Annotated in this window: 15 protein-coding genes; 6 read left to right on the forward strand and 9 right to left on the reverse strand. The window is 61.0% G+C overall.

The features are described from left to right. Window positions 1-35: 35 nt before the first annotated feature. The 3 genes from LGH74_RS06730 to LGH74_RS06740 form a co-directional block, all read right to left on the reverse strand. Window positions 36-1,670: a 3-(methylthio)propionyl-CoA ligase gene (locus LGH74_RS06730; RefSeq protein WP_226173631.1), complete on the reverse strand. Its 1,635-nt coding sequence runs from the start codon at window positions 1,668-1,670 to the stop codon at window positions 36-38. A gap of 259 nt (window positions 1,671-1,929) precedes the next feature. Then, the gene (locus LGH74_RS06735; RefSeq protein ID WP_226173633.1) at window positions 1,930-2,589 is read right to left on the reverse strand and encodes a hypothetical protein; all 660 of its coding nucleotides are present in this window, start codon (window positions 2,587-2,589) and stop codon (window positions 1,930-1,932) included. Window positions 2,590-2,680: 91 nt separating this feature from the next. Then, complete coding sequence (locus LGH74_RS06740) at window positions 2,681-5,971, reverse strand: serine hydrolase domain-containing protein (protein WP_226173635.1); 3,291 nt, start codon at window positions 5,969-5,971, stop codon at window positions 2,681-2,683. 696 nt (window positions 5,972-6,667) lie between these two features. Between LGH74_RS06740 and LGH74_RS06745 the strand changes: the two genes are divergently transcribed. After that, on the forward strand, window positions 6,668-8,371 hold the full coding sequence (locus tag LGH74_RS06745; protein ID WP_226173637.1) for a cellulase family glycosylhydrolase: 1,704 nt from the start codon (window positions 6,668-6,670) through the stop codon (window positions 8,369-8,371). A gap of 111 nt (window positions 8,372-8,482) precedes the next feature. Here LGH74_RS06745 and LGH74_RS06750 read toward each other — a convergent pair whose 3' ends face one another. Next, entirely contained in the window at window positions 8,483-9,496 is a 1,014-nt protein-coding gene (locus tag LGH74_RS06750; RefSeq protein ID WP_226173639.1) for an alkaline phosphatase D family protein, read from the reverse strand. 256 nt (window positions 9,497-9,752) lie between these two features. Between LGH74_RS06750 and LGH74_RS06755 the strand changes: the two genes are divergently transcribed. Continuing rightward, window positions 9,753-11,045 (forward strand): carboxypeptidase-like regulatory domain-containing protein, encoded by a 1,293-nt coding sequence (locus tag LGH74_RS06755; protein WP_226173776.1) that lies wholly within the window; start codon window positions 9,753-9,755, stop codon window positions 11,043-11,045. A 156-nt stretch (window positions 11,046-11,201) separates the two neighbouring features. Here LGH74_RS06755 and LGH74_RS06760 read toward each other — a convergent pair whose 3' ends face one another. Next, window positions 11,202-11,918 (reverse strand): 3-ketoacyl-ACP reductase, encoded by a 717-nt coding sequence (locus LGH74_RS06760; RefSeq protein WP_226173640.1) that lies wholly within the window; start codon window positions 11,916-11,918, stop codon window positions 11,202-11,204. 367 nt (window positions 11,919-12,285) lie between these two features. On the opposite strand from LGH74_RS06760, the gene LGH74_RS06765 reads away from it, so the two are divergent. The 3 genes from LGH74_RS06765 (at window position 12,286) to LGH74_RS06775 (ending at window position 15,641) form a co-directional block, all read left to right on the forward strand. After that, on the forward strand, window positions 12,286-14,163 hold the full coding sequence (locus LGH74_RS06765; protein WP_226173646.1) for a DUF885 domain-containing protein: 1,878 nt from the start codon (window positions 12,286-12,288) through the stop codon (window positions 14,161-14,163). Between the two features lie 199 nt (window positions 14,164-14,362). Continuing rightward, window positions 14,363-14,992: a flavin reductase family protein gene (locus LGH74_RS06770; RefSeq protein WP_226173648.1), complete on the forward strand. Its 630-nt coding sequence runs from the start codon at window positions 14,363-14,365 to the stop codon at window positions 14,990-14,992. Window positions 14,993-15,083: 91 nt separating this feature from the next. Beyond that, on the forward strand, window positions 15,084-15,641 hold the full coding sequence (locus tag LGH74_RS06775; protein ID WP_226173650.1) for a DUF4126 family protein: 558 nt from the start codon (window positions 15,084-15,086) through the stop codon (window positions 15,639-15,641). A gap of 76 nt (window positions 15,642-15,717) precedes the next feature. Here the strand turns inward: LGH74_RS06775 and LGH74_RS06780 are convergent, their stop codons facing one another. Continuing rightward, complete coding sequence (locus LGH74_RS06780) at window positions 15,718-16,125, reverse strand: hypothetical protein (protein ID WP_226173651.1); 408 nt, start codon at window positions 16,123-16,125, stop codon at window positions 15,718-15,720. A gap of 153 nt (window positions 16,126-16,278) precedes the next feature. Here LGH74_RS06780 and LGH74_RS06785 point away from each other — a divergent pair, with 153 nt between their 5' ends. Further along, complete coding sequence (locus LGH74_RS06785) at window positions 16,279-16,974, forward strand: Dph6-related ATP pyrophosphatase (RefSeq protein WP_226173653.1); 696 nt, start codon at window positions 16,279-16,281, stop codon at window positions 16,972-16,974. 92 nt (window positions 16,975-17,066) lie between these two features. On the opposite strand, the gene LGH74_RS06790 is transcribed toward LGH74_RS06785, so the two are convergent. The 3 genes from LGH74_RS06790 to LGH74_RS06800 form a co-directional block, all read right to left on the reverse strand. Beyond that, window positions 17,067-18,086: an MBL fold metallo-hydrolase gene (locus tag LGH74_RS06790; protein WP_226173655.1), complete on the reverse strand. Its 1,020-nt coding sequence runs from the start codon at window positions 18,084-18,086 to the stop codon at window positions 17,067-17,069. A gap of 114 nt (window positions 18,087-18,200) precedes the next feature. After that, complete coding sequence (locus LGH74_RS06795) at window positions 18,201-19,766, reverse strand: HTTM domain-containing protein (protein ID WP_226173657.1); 1,566 nt, start codon at window positions 19,764-19,766, stop codon at window positions 18,201-18,203. 116 nt (window positions 19,767-19,882) lie between these two features. Beyond that, entirely contained in the window at window positions 19,883-20,611 is a 729-nt protein-coding gene (locus LGH74_RS06800; RefSeq protein ID WP_226173659.1) for a hypothetical protein, read from the reverse strand. Window positions 20,612-20,718: the final 107 nt, after the last annotated feature.

The raw sequence follows: 20,718 nt of genomic DNA on the forward strand, positions 1-20,718 counted from the left end.
CCGGTACTGCACCCCGGGCCTGTTGGCGTTTCAGCCTATTGCACCGGCGGAAACTCGTAGCCGGTAAAGTCCTGGCGGAGCTTGGTTTTGAGCAGCTTGCCGGTGGCCGTGTGGGGCAGTTGCTCCACGAATTCCACCGCGTCGGGCTTCCACCAGTGCGCCACTTTGCCCTCGAAGAAATCGAGCAGCTCCTGCTTGTCGACCTCGGTGCCGGGCTTGCGTACCACTACCAGCAGCGGCCTTTCGCTCCATTTGGGGTGGGGCAGGCCAATAACGGCGGCTTCGGCCACGCCGGGGTGAGCTACGGCCAGGTTTTCGAGGTCAATAGAGCTGATCCACTCGCCGCCCGACTTGATGACGTCCTTCGAGCGGTCAGTAATGTTCATGAAGCCGTCGGGGTCGATGGTAGCCACGTCGCCGGTCAGGAACCAGCCGTCGGCGGTAAACTGCGTGCGGTTGTCGGACTCGTAGTAGCCGCCGGCCACGAAGGGGCCGCGCACCAGTAGGTCGCCGAAGGCCGCACCGTCGTGGGGCAGCTCCCGGCCCTCGCCGTCCACTATCTTCATATTGATGCCGAATATGCTGCGGCCCTGCTTGGTACTGATGGCAAACTGCTCGTCGGGGCTCAGCCGCAGCTGGTTGCTCTTGGGCGTGTTCACGGTGCCCAGGGGCGAGGTTTCGCTCATGCCCCAGGCGTGGCGGATGGTGACACCCAGCTCCTCATCGAAGGCCCGGAGCAGGGCTGGCGGGCAGGAGGCGCCACCCACAATCATTTGCGTCAGGGTGCGGAAACGAGCTTTTTTCTCCCGCATGAAGGTGAGCAGGCCAAACCAGATAGTGGGCACGCCGGCCGAGAAGGTCACGCCCTCATTTTCGAAGAGCTCAAACAAGCTGGCCGCATCAAGGCCGGGGCCGGGCAGCACCAGCTTGCAGCCAATCATTGGGGCCAGGTACGGAATACCCCAGGCGTTGACGTGGAACATGGGCACCACGGGCAGTATCACGTCCCGGGCCGAGCAGTTGAAGCAGTCGGGCAGGGCCGCGGCGTAGCTGTGCAGCACTGTGGAGCGGTGGGAGTAGAGCACCCCTTTGGGCTGGTCGGTGGTGCCGGAAGTGTAGCAGAGCGAGGAGGCGGTGTTTTCGTCGAAGTAAGGCCACTCAAACTCGGCGCTCTGGGCAGCCAGCAGGTCTTCGTAGCAGCGGATATCGGGCAGCTGGCTAGTCTCGGGCATGTGGGCGCGGTCGGTGAGTAGCACCCAGCCTTCCACTTTGGGGCAGTGCGGGGCCAGCTTTTCCACCAGCGGCAGAAAGGTCAGGTCGAAGAAGATGAACCGGTCGGCGGCGTGGTTGATAATGTAGATGAGCTGCTCGGCAAACAGGCGCGGGTTGATGGTATGGCACACGGCCCCGATGCCCGAGACACCATAGTACAGCTCGAAGTGGCGGTGCGTGTTCCAGGCTAGCGTCCCAATTCGGTCCCCGCTTTGCACGCCCAGCTCCCGCAGGGAGTTGGCCAGCTGCTTGGCCCGCAGATGGGCGGCGTGGTAAGTGTAGCGGTGGAAGCCGCCCTCAACGAGGCGCGTCACGATTTCGGTATCGGCGTGCCACTTGGCGGCGTGCTGCAAAAGCCCGGCAATGCGCAGGGGCTCGTTCATCATTAGTCCTAGCATGCTGTTCTGGTGGGGTTAGGTCGGGGCTTTAAGCTACTAGTTAATGTGCTGATGTGCTAATGTGGAGAATGTGGTTGCATGTGGGAAATATGTATTGTGAGGAGACACGAAGCAATCCGTCTGCTGAAATGTAGAAAGCTGTCTTAAATGAAAAGCCCTTTACTCCAGTTGGAATAAAGGGCTTGCTAGTGAAAGGCGGAACTACCTGCGTAGAGGACGGATTGCTGCGTGCCTCCTCGCAAGAACGAAGAGGCAGAGCTTACGGCAGTCGGTACCAAAGGCCGGTGCCGTCTTCTTCAAAGGCCACTACGCCTTTGTTTTTGGCATAATACAGTTGGCGCACCAGCTTGAGACCGGGCAGAGTAGCAGTCGGATACTGGTTTTGGGCGCGAATAACCTGCGAATAAGTAGCTGGCCCAAGGGTAATGGTCGGCAGAAACTCGATACCTGGAGTAAAGGTGGTGCCCAGGGCAACACCCGCATTGACCGAGTCAATTGGCAGGCGGGCGGCCGGGTAAAATGTTTCCCACTCGACCTCGGCAAGCAGCACCACTTTCGCCTCGCTGCCGTCGTAGTAGAGCTCCAGGTTGAGCACAGTCTGGGGCTGGGCCGTGGAATCGGTGCGCAGGGCCAGCACCTTAACTTGTTGCGCTATGAGTTCCCGGGATGGAAAAGGCGTCCAGTTGATGCCGGTGTTTTGCTTCTCCATTTGGTCCTGCACCTCCGTTACGCGGTAGGTGCGCACTTTGCCGTCCTTGGCGTGGCCGAAGCGCAGCACGTCGTTGGCGTGGTACGGCTGCCAAGCTAGCTGCTCGGCCGAGAGCCTATATTCCTCGGGGTCTTTTTCGCAGCCCGAAAGCAGCACTGTAGCCAGCAAGGCAAACGGCAGGATAATATTAAGGCGGATGGGATGAAGCATAGTCGTCAATAAGTTCGGATGGGAGTTTTCCAAAGCTGAAGAGCCCACTGGGCCCCGAACAGTTGCAACTCCGCTTCTATAAAAAATACTTCTACTCCTCCACGGTCGTCTCCACCGGCTGGGTCTGCGCCTTCCGGATGCTTTCTAGGGCTACCTGCAGAATCTGGGTGCGCACGTTCAGTTCGCCGAGCTTGTTGTTGCGCCGGGTCGGGTTTACGCGGTTGGAGAGAAACACGTAGATCAGCTCCTGCTCCGGGTCGACCCAGAAGAAGGTGCCGGTGAAGCCCGAGTGGCCGAAGCTGCTTTGGGAGGCGTCGTGGGCGGTATTGCCGGCAGGTTTGGCGGCCTGCCGGTCGAAGCCCAGGGCGCGGCGGTTGCCCTGCTCGCAGAACTGACAGCGCGTGTAGTCGGCCAGGATTTCGGGCTTCAGGATTTGCTGGCCGCCGTACTTGCCCTGCCAGGCGTAGGTTTGCACCAGCTTGGCTAGGTCGTTGGCATTGCCGAAGAGGCCAGCGTGGCCGGAAAGGCCGCCGAGCAGGGCCGCGCCTTCGTCGTGCACGGTACCGTGCAGCTGCTGCTGCCGAAACAGCGAATCGTACTCGGTGGGGGCAATACGACTGCGCGAGAAGCGGCGGGTGGGGTTGAAGCCGAGCGTGGTAGCGCCCAGCGGCCCGTAGATTTCCTCGCGCAGAAACTGGTCGAAAGGCTTGCCAGTGACCTGCTTCACGAGCAGCGGATAGAGGTAAAACGACAGATCGGAATACACGTAGCCCGGCTTCTCATTCAGCGGCGACTCGCCAATCTGCTTTACCAGCAGCTGGGGCAAATCCTTGCGGCCCCAGAGCCGGGTGGCCACTTGCAGCGGGAAGCGGGCCGACGAGTCGGGGCGGAAAAAGCGGCGGCTGAGTTTGGCGTCAGGGGCCAGCTTGCGGTTGGGGTCGGGTTTGGCGAAGCCCGCGAAGAGCCGGGCAAAAAAGCCTTTGGGCTGGGTGTAGCCCTGCCAGAACGGAATCCAGGCCTTGAGGCGGGCCTGGTGGGCCAGCACGTCGCGCAGCTTCAGATCCTGCTTGTTGGTGCCCTGGAACTCGGGGAAACAGTCGCCCAGGGTTTTGTCGGGGCTGAACTTGCCCTGTTCCTGCAGCTTCATCAGGGCCGGAACGGCGGCCGATACTTTGGTGAGCGAAGCCAGGTCGTAGAGGTCGGTGTTGCGCACGGCGCGACTGGGCCGGCCGGCCTGGGCGGGTGCATCAGCGAAGCTGTGGGTGCCGTAGCTTTTGCGCAGCACCACCGTACCCTTGCGGGCAATGAGCACCTCGCAGCCGGGCATGGCGCGGGCCGCCATAGCCTGGGCCACGATAGAGTCGACGCGGGCTTCGAGGGTGTTGCTCATGTTCACATCTTCGGGGAAGCCGTAGCCCAGCCGCAGACCGCCAGCGGTAGTCAGCCCAAAGCCCCGGCTGTACTTGTCGGTAACCGTGACGGGAAGCTGGCCGGTAGCACCGAGGCCGCCGAAAATCACCTGGGCTACGGTTTCCTGGGCGTTTTTGCTTTCCTGGTAGGCCAGCAGCACCGCGTCGGCGCGGTCTAGGTCCCGGATTTTAGCCACGGCATAAGCATTACCAAACACGCTGACGACAACGCGCTGCTTGGCGCTGGTCAGCTCGCGCAGCAGTAGGTTGGTTTCGGGCGTCACGCCGAAGCTGGTAGCCGGCAGCCGGCCCAGATTATTGACCCCGATGAGCAGCGTGTTGTAGCGTTTCAGCGCGGCCCGCATCTGCGTCAGCTCGTCGAGGGTGGCGGTGGCGCTCAGCCAGTAGTGGTCCACGGCGGCGTAGTCGGCGGTGAGACGCTGAAAGTCGGTGGTGTCTTTGGTGCCGATGGTGAGCGTGGCCAGCCGCAGCGTGTCGAGGCGCTGCAGAGGCAGCACGTTTTTCTGGTTGCGCAGCAGCGTGACGCTCAGGGCCGAGAGCTTCTGACTCAGGGCCTGGGCGTGCACCGGATTGAGGTCCTGGTAGAGGTTGCGCAGCTCGATGGGGCGGTATTTATCCAGGCCGGCCCACTGTTTCAGGGCCAGCACCTTGCGGCAGCGGGCGTCAATGTCTTCCTGCTTCAACTGGCCAGCATTGATGGCGGCGCGCACCATCTGCAGGGCCAGGGGAATGTTTTTGGAAAACTCCAGAATGTCGTTGCCGGCCACCAACGCCCGCAGGTCGGCCTCGCCGGGTGGGTACTTGCTGATGACGCCCTTCATGTTCATGGCATCGGTAAATATCACGCCCTGAAAACCCAGCTGCTGCTTCACCATGCCCGTCACAATAGGTTTTGACAAGGTGCTGGGCATGCCGGTGCTGTCGAGGGCCGGAATGTTGAGGTGGGCAATCATGATGCCGCCCAGGCCGCGCCGCATCAAGTCCCGGAACGGAAACAGCTCCAGCGTATCGAGGCGGCGCCTATCTACGCGCACCAGGGGCAGGGCCAGGTGGGAGTCGGTGTCGGTGTCGCCGTGGCCGGGAAAGTGCTTGGCTACGGCCAGCACGCCCGCGTCCTGCATGCCGCGCATATACAGGTAGCTTTTCTCGGTCACGTTTTCGCGCTGCTCGCCCCAGCTCCGGAAGCCGATGACGGGGTTGGCCGCGTTGTTGTTCACATCCACTACCGGCGCAAAGTTGACGTGCATGCCCAGGCGCTTGAACTGCGTGGCAATTTCGCGGCCCATGTCGTAGAGCAGCTGGTTGTCGCGGATGCCGCCCATGCTCATCTGAAACGGAAACTTCACCACGCTATCCAGGCGCATGCCCGCGCCCCACTCACCGTCGAGGGCCACCAGCAGCGGCACTTTGCTCTGGCTCTGGTAGCGGTTTAGCAGGCGGCTCTGGCGCACCGGCCCGCCCTGGAAAAAGATGAGCCCGCCGATGCCGTACTGCTGAATCAGGGTTGAAATGGAGTCTTCGTCGATGCGCTTACGGTTGGAGTAGGCGGCCACCATAAAGAGCTGGGCCACGCGCTGGTCGGGCGTGAGGGTCTTCATCACCGAATCGACCCAGCGCGATGAGGCCAGCTGGGCGGCAAACGGTACCGGCTGCACGCCGCGCGGGCGGGCGGCTTTGGCCGGCGCGGAAGTCGCCTTCGAGGCAATAGCTGCTGTTGAAGCCTTGGCCGCGGCTTGGCGGGCTTTGGCGCGGGCGGCCGCGGCCTGGGCTTCCCGGTAATCCAGAATTTCCTGGCGCCGGCGGGCGGCGGCGCTTTGCTTGCCGCGCCGGGTGGTGGTCTGGGTGGTTTTCTTTTTGGCCGACTGCTTTTTGCGGCGCTGGGCCAGGGTATCGACGGGGCTCAGCAAAATCAGCAGCAGCCACAGAAACGGAAATAGGCGGGCGAAAGACAAGATAGGGCGCAGATGAGTTGAGAGGCGAATTTAAGACAATACGCGGCTTGGGCCGAGGCCGGGCCCGGAAAGGAAAGTGCTGCCTGGGCTGCCATGGTACCCGCCACACCGGTGGGCTGGTGGTGTTTCCGAGCAAAGTTATAAGACAGGCAAAGGTGCTGGCGTAGTATTGACTTGTAAATAATTGATATAAAGTATTTTATAAATATGCGTTTCGGCTACTATTTATCAACGCTTTTATAAATCGTGCCGTAGTATTGCAGGAACAGGATTCTTCTGATGCGCTTGGCTTTTACCGTTAAGGCCGACGCCAGTAAGAGCTCCTGGCTTTCAGGCGTTGCCGCCGGTCATCCGGCGGCCCGCTTCCCAACCGCAGCTGCAGCGGCTGCCCCTGAGCCGCCGCTTGATACGCGGGCCCGCACCGGCCCTCGTTACCCGCCTCCGTTTCTACCGCCCGGCCTGCCTTTGCTCCCTGAGAACAAGCCACCGGCCGGCTCCCCAACCTATTGCTACTGTGCCACCAATGCCCCCAACACCGGGCGGCTGACGTGGTGCGCCTGTTTCTATTGCCGTGCGGGTGGCATTGCGGCCACTTGCCCGCCGGGCACTGCCCTGCGCTGTTAGGTCCGGAACTACCAGCGCAGGGCGGCTCCTCTAGGGCTTTGCACCCATTTTCTTATCCCATTCCTTTTTGCTATGAAAACCTCAAACACAACCAACCCGCTGCGCGCCTGGACGAAGGGCGTAGTACTGGCGCTGGCTGCCACGTTCAGCCTGGAGGCCGCCGCCCAAACCCAGACGCCGGTGCAGCAATACGGTCTGCTGAAAGTAGCCGGCAATAAAGTAGTCGACAAAAACAACGTGCCGGTGAGCCTGGCTGGCAACAGCCTATTCTGGAGCAACGACGGCTGGGGTGGCGAGAAATACTACAACGCCAACGTGGTGAACTGGCTCCGCAATAACTGGAACGCCAAAATCGTGCGCGTGGCCATGGGCGTTGAAGACGGTGGTGGCTACATCGGTAACCCGGTCGGCAACCGACAGAAAATCAAGGCGGTAATAGAAGCCTGCATTGCCCAGGGCCTCTACGTTATCATCGACTGGCACTCGCACCACGCCGAGAGCTACCAGCCCCAGGCCATTGCTTTTTTCCAGGATATGGCCCGCACCTACGGCAATACGCCCAACGTCATCTACGAGGTGTACAACGAGCCCCTGCAGGTGTCCTGGACCGGCACCATCAAGCCCTACGCCGAAGCCGTAGCCGGGGCCATTCGCGCCATTGACCCCGATAACCTGATTGTAGTGGGCACCCCGACCTGGTCGCAGGATGTGGATGTGGCGGCCAGCAACCCCATTACCAGCTACCCCAACATTGCCTACACCCTGCACTTTTACGCGGCCTCCCACAAGCAAAGCCTGCGCGACAAAGCCCAGACGGCCCTGAACCGGGGCGTGGCCCTGCTGGTGACGGAATACGGTACCACCGAGGCCTCGGGCAATGGCTACGTGGACGCAGCTTCCACCCAGGAATGGATGAATTTTCTGAAGCAGAACGGCATCAGCCACCTGAACTGGGCCCTGAACGATAAAGCCGAGTCGGCTTCTGCCCTCGTGCCCGGCACCAGCCCCACCGCGCCCTGGTCAGATAGCTACCTGACACAATCGGGGGCCTTGGTGAAAGGCTACATTCAGAGCTGGAACGGTACCGTGACGGGCGGTGGTGGGGGCGGCACTACGCCACCACCGGCTACCGGCACCCTCGTGCAGGCCGAAAGCTCCCACACGGCGGCCGGCGTGCAAACCGAAACGACTACCGACACCGGCGGGGGCCTGAATGTGGGCTGGCTCGATGCCGGCGACTGGATGGCCTACACCGTTACCATTCCCGAAGCCGGCAGCTACCTGATTCAGTACCGGGTGGCCAGTCCCGGCGGGGGCGGCACTATCCGGGTGGAGCAGAACTCGGGCACCACCTTACGCGGCTCCGTGACCGTGCCGGCTACCGGCGGCTGGCAAACCTGGACGACCATTTCGCACACCGTAACGCTGCCGGCCGGCCGGCAGGATATTGCCCTGGGTGTACCGGCCGGGGGCTACAATATCAACTGGTGGAGCTTCTCGAAAGCCACTACGGGGGCCCGCACGGCCCAGCCGGAAGCGGCCCTGTTTCCCAACCCGGCCCAGAGTCAGCTAGCGGTAATGGTACCGGCCGCCACCGGCCTCGTGCAGCTCACTATTCTCGACGCTCAGGGCCACGAAGTGAGTAGCCGCAGCATCAGGGGAACTGCGGCGGGCCAGCAGGTAGCGTTGCCGGTAGCCGGGCTGAAGCCGGGCGTGTACCTGGTGCGCATCGTCAGCAATGGGCAGGTAGCCACTCACCGGCTGGTCAAGGAATAAAGGACTACCTATTCGGCCGCGGGGCTGAAACCAGACAGTCCACTCTGAAGCGAAAAGCCCGTCGGCGCATTGGCACCGGCGGGCTTTTCTGTGGGCAATGGTTTTAATGCATTACTGCATCTCAATTTCCTGGCGGTATAGCTCCTTGCCATTATCCCCCTTCAGAAAGGCCGTTACCAACAGCTTCTTGCCTTTCTGGCGGAAGCGCAGCAGGCCGTAGTGTTGCTGATTGACGCGCGGCCCCACGCGGTACTGGTTGGGCTCGTCCACGATGCGCGGGTCAACGTGGGTGAGGCCGCTAGAGGTGATTTCGTAAATCGGCTGCTTCTGGCCGGCCAGCGTAATCTTCGACATTTCGCCGATGTGCCGGTCGCCGCTGATGAGCAGTACGCCCTTGGCCCGGCTGGCTATCAGCAAATCGAGCAGGCGCTTGCGGGCGGCCGGGAAGTTGGCCCATTTCTCGTAGGGGTGCTGGCTGGGCAGAAACTGGATGCCCGAGCCGATGATGTGCACGTCGGCATCGGAGCCGGTGAGCTGGCGGCTCAGCCACTGCCATTGGGCCTCGCCCAGAATGTCGCCTGTGGGGTTGGGCACGTAGGCCCGGTCGATGATGCCACGCTCCAGCTCATCCTGGAAGTAGCGGTCATCGAGCAGAATAACCTTCACTTTTTTGGTGCCGGCCATGTAAGTATAAGAAGCATAGATGCCTTCCTGCTGGCGGCGCGGGCTGTTTTTGGGCTCCCCCAGAAAGTCGAGGGCCAACTGCTGACTCTGCTTTTTGAACGGGTACTCCTTGCCCGCGTCGTTGCGGCCGTAGTCGTGGTCGTCCCAGGTGCCGATGATGGTGGGTACCTGCTGGCGAAACTGCCGGTAGCCGGGCAGATTGAGTTGGGCGTCGTACTTGCCCTTGAGCACCTGCATGTCGTTGGTGTCGCCGTACACGTTGTCGCCGAGCCAGATCCAGACGTTGGGTTTGTCGCGGGCAATATCGTCCCAGAGCGGCTGGGGCAGCTCCACCTTGTTGCAGGAGCCGAAGGCCAGCGTCAGGTCTTTAGGCTGCTGAGCCTGGGCCGGGCACCTCAGCAAGAGTAGGGTCCCGAAAAGAAACGGCAGGTGTTTTTTCATCCCGCAAAGATGCGGTTTGCGTGGTTGCAGTAGTGTAAAGCCTGCGTTAAGTTGTGAGAAAGGCTTCGTTGGCCTACCGTTCCTTTCCACCACTTGCAGCGTATTGGCTCTTACCAAGGTCTTTTGAATTATCCCGTAAAACTTTCCCGGTCTACAACCAGAGCGGTCCTACTTTTGCACGGGGCATACGCTCGTCGGTGCGTCGGCCGTTTACAGAGCCGGGGCTTTCCCTTCATTTACCAATCCTGCTGTTTTGATGACTTCCGCTGCTTCTTCCGTTTCTTCCGCCGCCCGGTCGCGCTTTCGGCCGGCTTTCCTGCTCCTGCTGGCGCTGCTGTTTGCGCACTTCGCCCAGGCCCAGCAGCTGCGCGGCATCGTACTCGATAAGGAAACCAACCAGGCGCTGCCGTTTGCCAGCGTATCGGTGCCGGGCACCACGCTGGGCACCACCACCAATACCGAGGGCGAATTCAGCCTGCGGGTGCCGAAGCTGCCCATCACGCTGCTGATTTCGGAGCTGGGCCACGTGCGCGATACGCTGCGCGTAACTACCAACGCTGAGCTGCTGCGCGTATCTCTGGCGCCAGCCAACGTGACGCTGCCCGAGGTGAAAATCGGTAGCTACGCCTTTCGCCTCGTCGATCGGGCCTTTCGCCAGCTGCAGAGCAGCAACAGCCGCAAGTTCTACGGTAAAGCTTTCTACCGCCAAACCACCCGCATCGATGGCGACCCAACGGAGCTGCAGGAAGTGGTGTGGGACGTGAAGTCGAGCACGGCCCGCATCGAGGGCACGGCCATTGCCCAGGGGCGCTACGCGGCCAAGCAAAGCATCACCAGCTTCAGCAACTTCTCGCTCTACACCAAGTCCTACGGCCTGTTTGATGCCCGCGCCGACACCACCAAATCATTGGCCTTGCTGAGCCCCAATGCCGTGAAAAACTACCTGCTGGAGCTGAAAGGCGTGGTAGCCGGCCCCGACAGCACCAAGGGCGGCATTGCCGAAATCGATTTTGAAACCCGCCCCGAGCTGACTAAATACAAGGCCAAAGGCACCGTTTGGATCGACGTGGACAGCTACAAAGTGGTGCGCTACCGCATGAGCACGCCCAACTTCACGGCCACCACCACCAACATCAACCAGAAGTTCCGCAACACCAAGCTCGACATCGAAATGTCGTTCCAGAACACCGAGGATGCCGTGGCTCCAATCGAATATATCAAGGTGAATCTGGCCGCTGAGCTGACCACGCCTGGCAAACCCGCCACGCCGCTCACCGTCTCGTCGTTCACCTTTTTCTACGACACCAGCACCACGCCCACCAGCATCCCCTACGCCCGCGTGAGCGTGGACGACCGGGACTTGCAGGCCATCAAGAGCATCAAGTACGACCCCGAATTCTGGGCCAACAACCCCGTGGTGAAGCGCACCCCGGTGGAAGACGAGGTTATTCAGTCGTTCGAGAAGAAAGGCGCTTTCGGCACGATGGTGCCCAAAGCCGCCCCGAAGGCTGACGTGCGCCTCGACAAAAACGGCCGGATTATAAAGTAGTAACGCTGGTTTCTCAGTATAACAAAAAGGCCCCGGACGTCACGTCCGGGGCCTTTTTAGTAGCGCAAACTTTGTAGTTCGCGTGGTCCGCGCCGTTAGAGCCGTTCCAACGATTGTGGTTTAGCCACGCGAACTATAAAGTTCGCGCTACGGTCACTATGGGTTGGTGCTCCACATGCCGGCTTCCTTGATGAAGATGCGGCGGTTGAGCTTGAGCTGGGAAACGATGAACTCGGCCAGGTCGTCGGGCTGCATCACCTTGTCGGGGTTGCCGTCGGTGAGGTTGTTGCTGATGGCCAGCTCGGTAGCCACGGTGCTGGGCGTGAGGGCCGATACTCGGATGTTCTGCTTGCGCACCTCCTGCATCAACGACTCGGTGAGGCCCAGAATGGCGAATTTGGAGGCGCTGTAGGCACTGGTCGTGGCCGCGCCGCGCTGGCCGGCCGTGGAGGCAATGTTGATAATGTCGCCGCTCTGGCGCTCCAGCATCTGGGGCAGCACCGCGCGGGTGGTGTAGTAGGTGCCCAGCAGGTTTACCTGAATAATATGCTCCCACTCGGCCGGGTCCATGTCCACGAGCTTGGCAAAGGTGCCGATGCCGGCGTTGTTGATCAGAATGTCGATGCTGCCCAGGCCGGTGAGGGCCTGCGCTACGGCGGCTTCTACGGCGGCGCGGTCGGCTACGTCGGCGGCTACTACCACGGCTTTGCCGCCCAAGGCCTCAATTTCGCGGGCTACTTCCTGCAGCTGGCTTTCGTTGCGGGCCAGCAGGGCCACGCTCACGCCTTCAGCGGCCAGGGCCAGTGCCACGGCCCGTCCGATTCCCTTGCCCGCGCCCGTAACCAGGGCATTCTTTCCGGCTATTGATTCCATAGCGTACTTGGTTGTGATGAATGATTGGGTTCTATAACTGACAAATGGCTTTGGGGTTTCCCGTAGCTGTTATTTCCCCACGTCTGTCGTTCGAGTATTTCCTCCGTCTGTCATCCTGAGTGCAGCGAAGGACCTACCTCACCTGAGTGATAATTGTTATTCAACGCGACAAAGCTCTTTACCACGCGAGCAGTAAAGGGCCTTATCACGTTGATACAAGCCGCAGTGGGGTAGGCGAGGAAGGTCCTGCGCGTTGCTCAGGATGACAGCCGAACCAACTGCCCGGCCGCAGCTTTCGGGGCACGGTTGCGTCTTTTTGGGCCAAACGCTTTACCTTCCCACCCCAACCACTCCACATTCATTCCGAATGAAAAAACTTGCCCTGGGCGGCCTGCTCGCCTGTGCGCTGCTGGCGGCCTGCAACCAGCAGAAAACCGCCGACAACAACTCGACCACGGAAACCGGTACCGCCGACGTGAAAGACCTGCCTACTTTGTTTACCAACTACTGGGAAGAGCAGGCCAAACTGTTTCCGCTGCAGGCCACGGCCCAGGGCGACAACCGCTACAACGACCAACTGCCCAACGACCAGACCAAGGCCTTCCGCACCGGCTTGCAGGAGTTCTACCAGCGCTACCTCACCCAGCTCGCTAAGTTCGACCGCGCCACGCTGTCCGAAAACGACAAGATCAGCTACGACATCTTCCAGTACGACCTGCAAACGCGGCTCGACGGCCTCAAGCTGGGCATTGTGGTGGGCGGCGACTACCCCGGCAACTGGATGATTCCCTTCAGCCAGTTTGGCGGGCTACCCATTTCGCTCGGGCAGTTTGGCTCGGGCTCGGGTGCGCAACCATTCAAAACCCCGCAGGACTACGACAACTGGCTGGGTCGCGTGCACGGCTTTCCGGCCTGGGCCGATTCGGCCATCAGCAACTTCCGCCAGGGCATGAAAGCCGACGTGGTGCTGCCCAAAACGCTGGTGGAAAAGATGATTCCGCAGATGCGGGGCCTGGTGGTAACCGATGCCGCCAAGTCGCTGTTCTACGGCCCCGTCAACGAGTTTCCGAAGGAGTTCAGCACCGCCGACCGGAAGCGGATTTCCTCGGCCTACCAGGAAGCTATTCTCAAGGAATTGTCGCCAACGTACCAGAAGCTGGCTGACTTCCTCGAAACTGAATATCTGCCCAAAGCCCGCCCCAGCACCGGCATCAGCGCCTTGCCCAACGGCGCGGCCCAGTACAAGTTTCTGGTGAAATACTGGACGACAACCGACAAGACGCCGGAGGAAATATACCAGACTGGCCTAGCCGAAGTGAAGCGTATCCGGTCGGAAATGGAGCGGGTGAAAACCCAGACGGGCTTTAAGGGCGACCTGCCGGCCTTCTTCCAGTACCTGAAAACCGATAAGAAATTCATGCCCTACAAGACGCCGGCCGAAGTGCTGGCGGCCTTCCACGCCATTCAGGCCAAGATTGACCCGAACCTGAAAAAGATGTTTGGGCGCACGCCCAAAACCGGCTTCGAGATTCACCAGACCGAGGCGTTCCGGGCCGCTTCGGCCTCGGCCGAATACAACCAGGGCACGCCCGACGGCTCGCGCCCCGGCATTTTCTACATCCCGATTCTGGATGCCACCACCTTCAACACGACTTCGGGCATGGAGTCGCTGTTTCTGCACGAGGCCATTCCGGGCCACCACTACCAGGTGTCGTTGCAGCAGGAAAATGAGCAGCTGCCCAAATTCCGTCGCTTTGCCTGGTACGGTGCCATGGGTGAGGGCTGGGCGCTGTATACCGAAAGTTTGGGCAAAGAGCTGGGCCTCTATTCCGACCCTTATCAGTACATGGGCGCGCTAGGCGACGAAATTCACCGCGCTATTCGTCTCGTAGTGGATGTGGGTATGCACACCAAAAACATGACCCGGGAGCAGGCTATCAAGTATATGATGGACAACGAGGCCATCAATGAGCAGGGCGCTACGGCCGAAATTGAGCGGTACATGGCTATTCCGGGCCAGGCGCTGAGCTACAAAATCGGCGCCCTCAAGATTCGGGAGCTGCGCGAGAAGTACCAGAAGCAGCTGGCCGCCGGCGCCGCCGGCAAGTTGCGCGAAAAGTATCCGCGCCAGAATGGGGAGCATTTCAACCTGAGCCACTTCCACGATGAATTGCTGAAGGATGGCGTAATGCCGCTCTCGGTGCTGGAGCGCAAGATGGACGACTGGGCATTTGGCGAGAAGTAGAAATACGGTAACAGCCGTTACGAGAAAGGGGAGCCGCTACGGCTCCCCTTTTTTTGGTCGCCAGCCGCTTCCGTGGCTTTGGGTAGTGGCGCGTAGGTGCGGAAGCCAACGGTTTGGGCTGCTGGCCGGTTGTTTTCCGGCGGTGAACTGAACAAAAAGCCTCTCGGCCGGTCATTGCACCACACCCAGCCCCCTGCTTATGCGCCACCTCACCGCCGCCGACATTGCCGACCTCGACAAGATTTACCGCCTAAACCTGATCAACTCCATTACCGGCTACAAGCCCGCCAACCTCATCGGCACGGCCTCGGCGGCTGGTGCTACCAACCTGGCCATCTTTAGCTCCGTCATTCACCTGGGCTCGGCGCCGGCCGTGCTCGGCATCGTGACGCGCCCGGCCACCGTGCCGCGCCACTCCTACCAGAACATCAAGGCAACGGGCTGCTACACCATCAACCACGTGCACCACGACTTCGTGGCCGCCGCCCACTACACCTCCGCCGACTTTGGCCCCGACGAATCCGAGTTTGAGCAGTGTGGCTTCACGCCCGCCTACCGCGACGATTTTCCCGCGCCCTACGTGGCCGAAAGCCGTATTGGGCTAGGTTTGCGTCTGCGCGAGGAGCTACCGATTCATAATGGTACGGTGCTGCTGGTAGGCACCGTCGAGCATATCTATCTGCCCCAGGAAGTGCTGAATGCCGACGGCACCCTTGATTTGCAGCGCGCCGGGGCCGTCTGTATTTCCGGACTCGATGGCTACCATGAGGCTACTCCGCTGGCTTCGTTTGCCTACGCCCGCCCCGGGCAGGGGCCCCAGCCGAAATAGGGCAGCAATGTGGGGCAGAAGTCAACGCCCGACCGTGGGCTGCGTTTAAAAAGCTCCTTCTTTCGCCTCACATTTCTACTCTATTCTGTTTATGGCAACTCCTTTTTGGCAAACCCTGAGCCTGGGCACGCTGGCCGGTATGCGCAGCATGGCCCCGCTGGCCTTTCTGAGCCACTCCTTTTCTAAGCACCGCTCCGAGGCCATTGCTGCTTCGCCTTTCCGGCTGCTGCAGTCGGGGGCGGCAGCCACGAGCCTGAAGGTGCTGGCCGCTGGTGAAATAGTGGCCGATAAGCTGCCCGGTACTCCCGACCGGATTGCTCCACCCGTGCTGCTGGGCCGCATTCTGTCGGGTGCCCTAATGGGCGGCATGGTGTACAAGGCCAAGCGTCGCAGTTGGCTCGGGGGCAGCCTGCTAGGCGGCCTGGCGGCTGTAGCAGGCACCTACGGCAGCTTTTACCTGCGCAAAGAGTTGGGCAAGCAAACTGAGCTGCCCGATACAGTATGGGCACTGCTCGAAGATGCCACAGTATTGAGCAGCAGCCGGATAGCGGGCCATACGCCCGGCCGTGCGCCCCGCCGCGACGCCTACGTACCGCGCCACCTGCCTACCAAGCCGTCTTACCACCCGGGCTACAAGTCGCTGTTTTAGTAGCAGCTACTACGCACAAAAAAGCCCCGCTGCCAACTGGCAACGGGGCTTTTGCATTAATGCAGAGGACTGCTGACTACTGGTTCTGGGTAGTAGAGCCCGTAGTTGAGCCACCTGTTGTGCCCGTAGTGCCAGAGGTTGTAGAGCCTGAAGTATTATTTGTCGAGGCTTTATCCACGGAAGCAGCCTGGCCCGATGCCGTTTGGGTAGACGTAGCATTGCTGCCGCCCGGCGCTGCTGCCTGCCCTTTATCGGCCGACTGCATCTGGTCAGGAGCCGAGCCTTCGCCGGTCGGGGGCTGCACGTTCTGTTGGTTGTTCACGCTGTCCATATCGGTTTCGATGGTGCGGGCGGGTGGGGCCGTCGAGAAGTCGTTGACGTTCTGGTGATCTTGACCGGGCGTCCGGTCCCGGTCGCAGGCGGTGGAGAGGGCCGCCGCGGTGCTCAGCGCAGCCGCCAGCACAAAGCGTTGGGTCAGTTTCATATTTCGGGTGTTTGGAAGATGGAATAGCGTTGGAAGCTCCTATACGCAAAACCGACCCGCAACAGCCGAAGTATTGCGCCGCCAACTGGCCATTTGCACCAACATCGGCAACTATGCTCCGGCTACCTGCGCCGAACCCGTAGCTTTGTCGTCATGTCTATTCCAGCTCTGATGAACTGGAGCGGGGGCAAAGACTCGGCCCTGGCGCTCTACCACGCTCTGCGCGACCCCCGCTACGCCGTGCAGCACCTGCTCACCAGCGTAAACAGCCATTACCAGCGCGTGTCGATGCACGGCGTGCGGGTGGCGCTGCTTGAGGAGCAGGCCCGGCAGCTTGGCCTGCCCCTGACCAGGCTGGAACTGCCCGAAAGCCCCGATATGGCCGAGTATGAGCAGCAGATGCGCGCCACACTGGCCCCGCTGCAGGCCCAGGGCATCCGGCATTCCATTTTCGGGGATATTTTTCTGGAAGACCTGCGCCGCTACCGCGAAGAGCAGCTGGCCAGAGTGGGTATGCAGGCCATATTTCCGCTGTGGCAGCGCACCAGCCCTGATATTCTGCGCGAATACCTAGCCCTGGGCTTCCGGGCTGTAGTAGTGTGCGTGAATGAGCAGCTGCTCGATAAAAGCTTCTGCGGCCGCCTGCTCGACGAGGATTTCCTACGCGACTTGCCCTCCGGCGTCGACCCCTGCGGCGAAAACGGCGAGTACCACAGCTTCGTGTTCGAAGCACCTTATTTCGGCCAGCCCATTGCCTTTACGCGGGGCGAAACCGTGCGCCGCACCTACCCGGCTCCTGGCGGCACGGGCGAAGCTGGCTTCTGGTACTGCGACCTGCTTCCTGGTTAAGCGGCTGAAACTAATACGGGAGCAGCACGGCCGATTGGCTGTACTGCTCCCGTTCTGCACGAAGGCTGAAAAATTAGCCTGAGTTGCGGTTATCAGAACTCGTAGGAGTCGCGGTGGCGGCGGGCGTAGCGTTCCGAGTGCTGGTGGTGGCTTCGGTGGGCAAACTGCTTTTTGTCGCGCAGCAGCAAGTACCCGATTCCGCCTACCAGGGCCGCGCCGATAACCCACTTCGGCAGCGGGCTTTCCGTGGGCGGTGGCACCGATATTACGCCGGTTTCGTCGGCTACGGCCGGGTGGCCTACATAGCGGCCCTGCGCGGGCACGGCCTGCTGGTCGAAGTGCGCAGCTAGCTCGTGCAACTGTCGGCGCAGTTCTTCACCGTGCATCGGAATGCCGTGGCCGGTGGCGGCAATCTGGGGTTCGAGGGCGGCCAGCTTTTCTACCGAGGCCCGGGCCTGGGGCCAGTCGGGGGTGAAGTAGGCGGGCGGCCCGTGCACTTCCTGGCGCTGCTCCCACACCTCCGAGCCTGATTCCTGCTTCACCGTCACGAAAGCGTCGCCGCTGAGCAGGGTCCGGTCATATTCGCGGAAAAAGGAGACGTGGCCCGGCGTGTGGCCCGGCGTGTGCACCCAGCGCCATTCCGACAGAAACGGCACCGTGCCGTTAATAGGCAGCGGCTGCACGCGGGAGCCCAGGTCGATGGGCTTTTTGGGGTACAGAAACGACATAGCCGCCATGGCGCCACCTCCCACTGTGGGGTCTGGCGGCGGATACGACGAGCGACCGGTGAGGTAAGGCAGCTCCAGCGGGTGGGCATACACGGGTATATCCCACTCTTCGGCCAGGGTGTGCAGCGCCCCGACGTGGTCGAAATGGCCGTGGGTGAGAATAATGGCCGAGGGCGGATTGTTGGCCCCAAAAATCGTCTCGGCGTTTTGTTTGATCTTAGCCGCCGAGCCCGGCAGGCCCGCATCCACCAGCACCCAGGGCTCAAGCGGGGAGGAGGTGTCGCGCACGAAGTACAGGTTCACAAAAACGTTGCGCAGCCCCCAGACTCCAGGCACTACAGCCTGAAGCGCGGGCGTATTGGCGCGGTTTGCAGTGTTTAGCATACGGTTGAGGTGGGGTTGGAGTGGAAGAATAGAATCGAAGCGTCGCGGTCAAAAACCGCTGGGAAGCATTTGCTGCTTACGCATTTGTCAGCAGTAGGATAAAGATGCCAGAGCTTATCGGAGCGTGTCGGCCACGGCCGCCGGGGCAGGAGCAGCGGGGCGTTCCGGCTCACAGGCACACAGCACTTCGCGCACTGGCTTGGCAACCTGGTAGTTGGGTTGGGAAACTTCCTTCATGTAAACAACTTCCAGTCGTTGCAGCGGCGGGTTAGCTGGGTTTTCATGCCAGATGCGCAGCAGGTAGTTGCAGTAGTAAGGCCGCATGTATTCGTTGTTCACGAACAAGTAGTTCTCGGTGTATTTGCGCCACCGGTCATTTTTGAACAGCGCCACCACTGAAGCAGGCTTGGCGTAGTTCGTCGGCTGGCCGTCACGGTTTAGGTCGAAGTGCTGGCCCTGGGTGGTAGTACCGTCCAGAATAAACCAGCCGTCGTCCTTGAAAACGGCCGGCGCAAACATGCTCCAGTGTTGGTCGACGCGAAAGAGGTAGCCAAACCAGCGCAGCGGCTGCGACATATACAGCGAGGGTTGGTTTACGCTGTCTAAGTTCCACCAGCATACGTAGCCCAGCAGCACCGCTACCACCGTGTTGCGCAGGCCATGCAGCAGCTGCCGGGTGCGCTCCGTAATGGCAAAGCTGTGCTCAAAGTGTACCCGTACCGGCACCCGCAGGCGGCTCAAGTGGGGCTGGAGTCGGGCAAAACGCGCCTCAAACCGTGGCTCCAGCCGCTGCCGGCCCAGGGCCAGGCGCTTATCCAGCCAGTTCATGGCCACCGGGGGCAGGAGGGCTAGCACCGAGGCCATGTTGATCAGGAAAAACAGCCCTACGAACAGCGTGACGCTGATGCCGAGGTGAAAGGTGTACATCACGCCCACAAACAGCAGCCGCCACCACGTAACCCGAAAAGGAATAAAGAGCACAAACGGCAGCAACAGTTCGGTGTAGTAAGTGGCAAAGGTGAGCCAGTGCAGCAACGTACCGTAGGGGTAGAGCAGCTTACCAGCCGGCAGTGTCACTTGGTCGAGGCTGAGCGCGTAGTAGATGGCCGTGCCTTCGGTGGTCCATTCCGGGGCGCTTTTCAACAGGGCCGTGCACCAGTACACCAGCGCAATCTGGACGATGTAGGCCACGGTGGCGGCGCTGAAATACGTCAACTTAGCGGGTGGCTCCTGGCCGCGGGCATCTACGGAATACAGGCGGCCCCAGGGCAGAAACAAGGCCCAGAACAACAGCATACGCAGCAAATCGTCGCCACCCTGCCCGATGAGCGGGTTGCGGTTCTGCACCGATACCAGCAGCAGCCAGGTGCCGAGCGTAGCCAGCCGGGTGTGGTAGCCCACCAGCAGGGCGGCAGCGGCCAGGGCTTCGAGCAGAAAAAGAACGGCCTGCACTTGCCACAAGCCGCTGGCCGCGTGCAACGAAACCTGGTAGGGCGTCCAGCAATACTGATACAGCACGTGCAGCGGCAGCACGCCCATATTGGAGTAGTGCGCTTCCAGGTCGGTAGCCCGAATTCCGATATCGAGCAGAATAACAGCCGCTACGCCCATACGCATGAGGGCCAGGGCGCGCAAATCGAGAACAAACGGACGGCGGAGCAGAGCAAGAAGTGGGGGCATAGATTCCCGCGCCGGGGTTGAAAGTGAAACAGAAAAGGCGAAAAAACCTGCTCCGGATCCGGAAGCAAGCCTTTTCGCCCTTACGCAGTGGGGCCTGGGTTAGACGCGGATAGCCACTAGCGGGTTGTGCTGCCCGACGTGCTGCCCGAGGTAGTGGTGCCCGTGGTGGTGCGGCCGGAGGTAGTACCGCTAGTGGTGCGGCCGGAAGTAGTGCCGCTGGTGGTACGGCCGGAAGTAGTGCGGCCACTGGTAGTGCCGCTGGTAGAGCGTCCGGAGGTAGAGCTCGTGGTGCTGCCCGAAGTAGAGCCGGACGTGGAGCCCGAGGTACTACCCGACGTAGAGCCCGACGTAGAGCCGCTGGTCATCGAGCCGGAAGTAGAGCCAGAAGTTGTGGTGGAGCCCGCAGTTGTGGTGGAACCACTGGTCGTGGTGCTACCCGACGTAGTACCATAGGTGCCGGAAGTGGTGCCGCTGGTCATCGAGCCCGAGGTAGAGCCACTAGTCATTGAGCCGGACGTGGAGCCCGAAGTAGAGCCGGATGTGGAACCCGAAGTAGAGCCATAGGTTGTCGTGCCACTAGTAGTAGTACCGGAGGTCGTCGTGCCCGAAGTGGTAGTACCGCTGGTGGTGCTGTTCATGTCTGTGCTCATCGAGCCACTGGTAGAACCGCTGGTCGAGCTGCTGTTCATGTCGGTACTCATCGAGCCACTAGTAGAACCGCTGGTGGAGCTGCCGGTACTGCCGGTGCCACTTTTGCTGGCGTTGCAGCCAGTCATGGCCAGATTGCTGCCAAAGAGAGCTGCTGTCAGCAGCAGGGTCCAGGGAGCTAACTTGTTCTTTTTCATAGGAAGTAGGATGATTGGAGTGGAAGTGAAAAGGAAAAGCAAAGTCAGGAAGAGCCTGTTTACCCGCGCATCGGTAAACCAGTAGCGCAGGGCCCGAGTCACATTGC

Source organism: Hymenobacter lucidus, from assembly GCF_020447265.1.
GTDB classification, from domain to species: domain Bacteria; phylum Bacteroidota; class Bacteroidia; order Cytophagales; family Hymenobacteraceae; genus Hymenobacter; species Hymenobacter lucidus.

Excerpts from the sequence above, each read along its gene's own strand:
- LGH74_RS06730 (WP_226173631.1), bottom strand. The coding sequence starts at position 1,670 with ATGCTAGGACTAATGATGAACGAGCCCCTGCGCATTGCCGGGCTTTTG.
- LGH74_RS06735 (WP_226173633.1), bottom strand. The coding sequence starts at position 2,589 with ATGCTTCATCCCATCCGCCTTAATATTATCCTGCCGTTTGCCTTGCTG.
- LGH74_RS06745 (WP_226173637.1), top strand. The coding sequence starts at position 6,668 with ATGAAAACCTCAAACACAACCAACCCGCTGCGCGCCTGGACGAAGGGC.
- LGH74_RS06750 (WP_226173639.1), bottom strand. The coding sequence starts at position 9,496 with ATGAAAAAACACCTGCCGTTTCTTTTCGGGACCCTACTCTTGCTGAGG.
- LGH74_RS06755 (WP_226173776.1), top strand. The coding sequence starts at position 9,753 with ATGACTTCCGCTGCTTCTTCCGTTTCTTCCGCCGCCCGGTCGCGCTTT.
- LGH74_RS06760 (WP_226173640.1), bottom strand. The coding sequence starts at position 11,918 with ATGGAATCAATAGCCGGAAAGAATGCCCTGGTTACGGGCGCGGGCAAG.
- LGH74_RS06765 (WP_226173646.1), top strand. The coding sequence starts at position 12,286 with ATGAAAAAACTTGCCCTGGGCGGCCTGCTCGCCTGTGCGCTGCTGGCG.
- LGH74_RS06770 (WP_226173648.1), top strand. The coding sequence starts at position 14,363 with ATGCGCCACCTCACCGCCGCCGACATTGCCGACCTCGACAAGATTTAC.
- LGH74_RS06775 (WP_226173650.1), top strand. The coding sequence starts at position 15,084 with ATGGCAACTCCTTTTTGGCAAACCCTGAGCCTGGGCACGCTGGCCGGT.
- LGH74_RS06780 (WP_226173651.1), bottom strand. The coding sequence starts at position 16,125 with ATGAAACTGACCCAACGCTTTGTGCTGGCGGCTGCGCTGAGCACCGCG.
- LGH74_RS06785 (WP_226173653.1), top strand. The coding sequence starts at position 16,279 with ATGTCTATTCCAGCTCTGATGAACTGGAGCGGGGGCAAAGACTCGGCC.
- LGH74_RS06790 (WP_226173655.1), bottom strand. The coding sequence starts at position 18,086 with ATGCTAAACACTGCAAACCGCGCCAATACGCCCGCGCTTCAGGCTGTA.
- LGH74_RS06795 (WP_226173657.1), bottom strand. The coding sequence starts at position 19,766 with ATGCCCCCACTTCTTGCTCTGCTCCGCCGTCCGTTTGTTCTCGATTTG.
- LGH74_RS06800 (WP_226173659.1), bottom strand. The coding sequence starts at position 20,611 with ATGAAAAAGAACAAGTTAGCTCCCTGGACCCTGCTGCTGACAGCAGCT.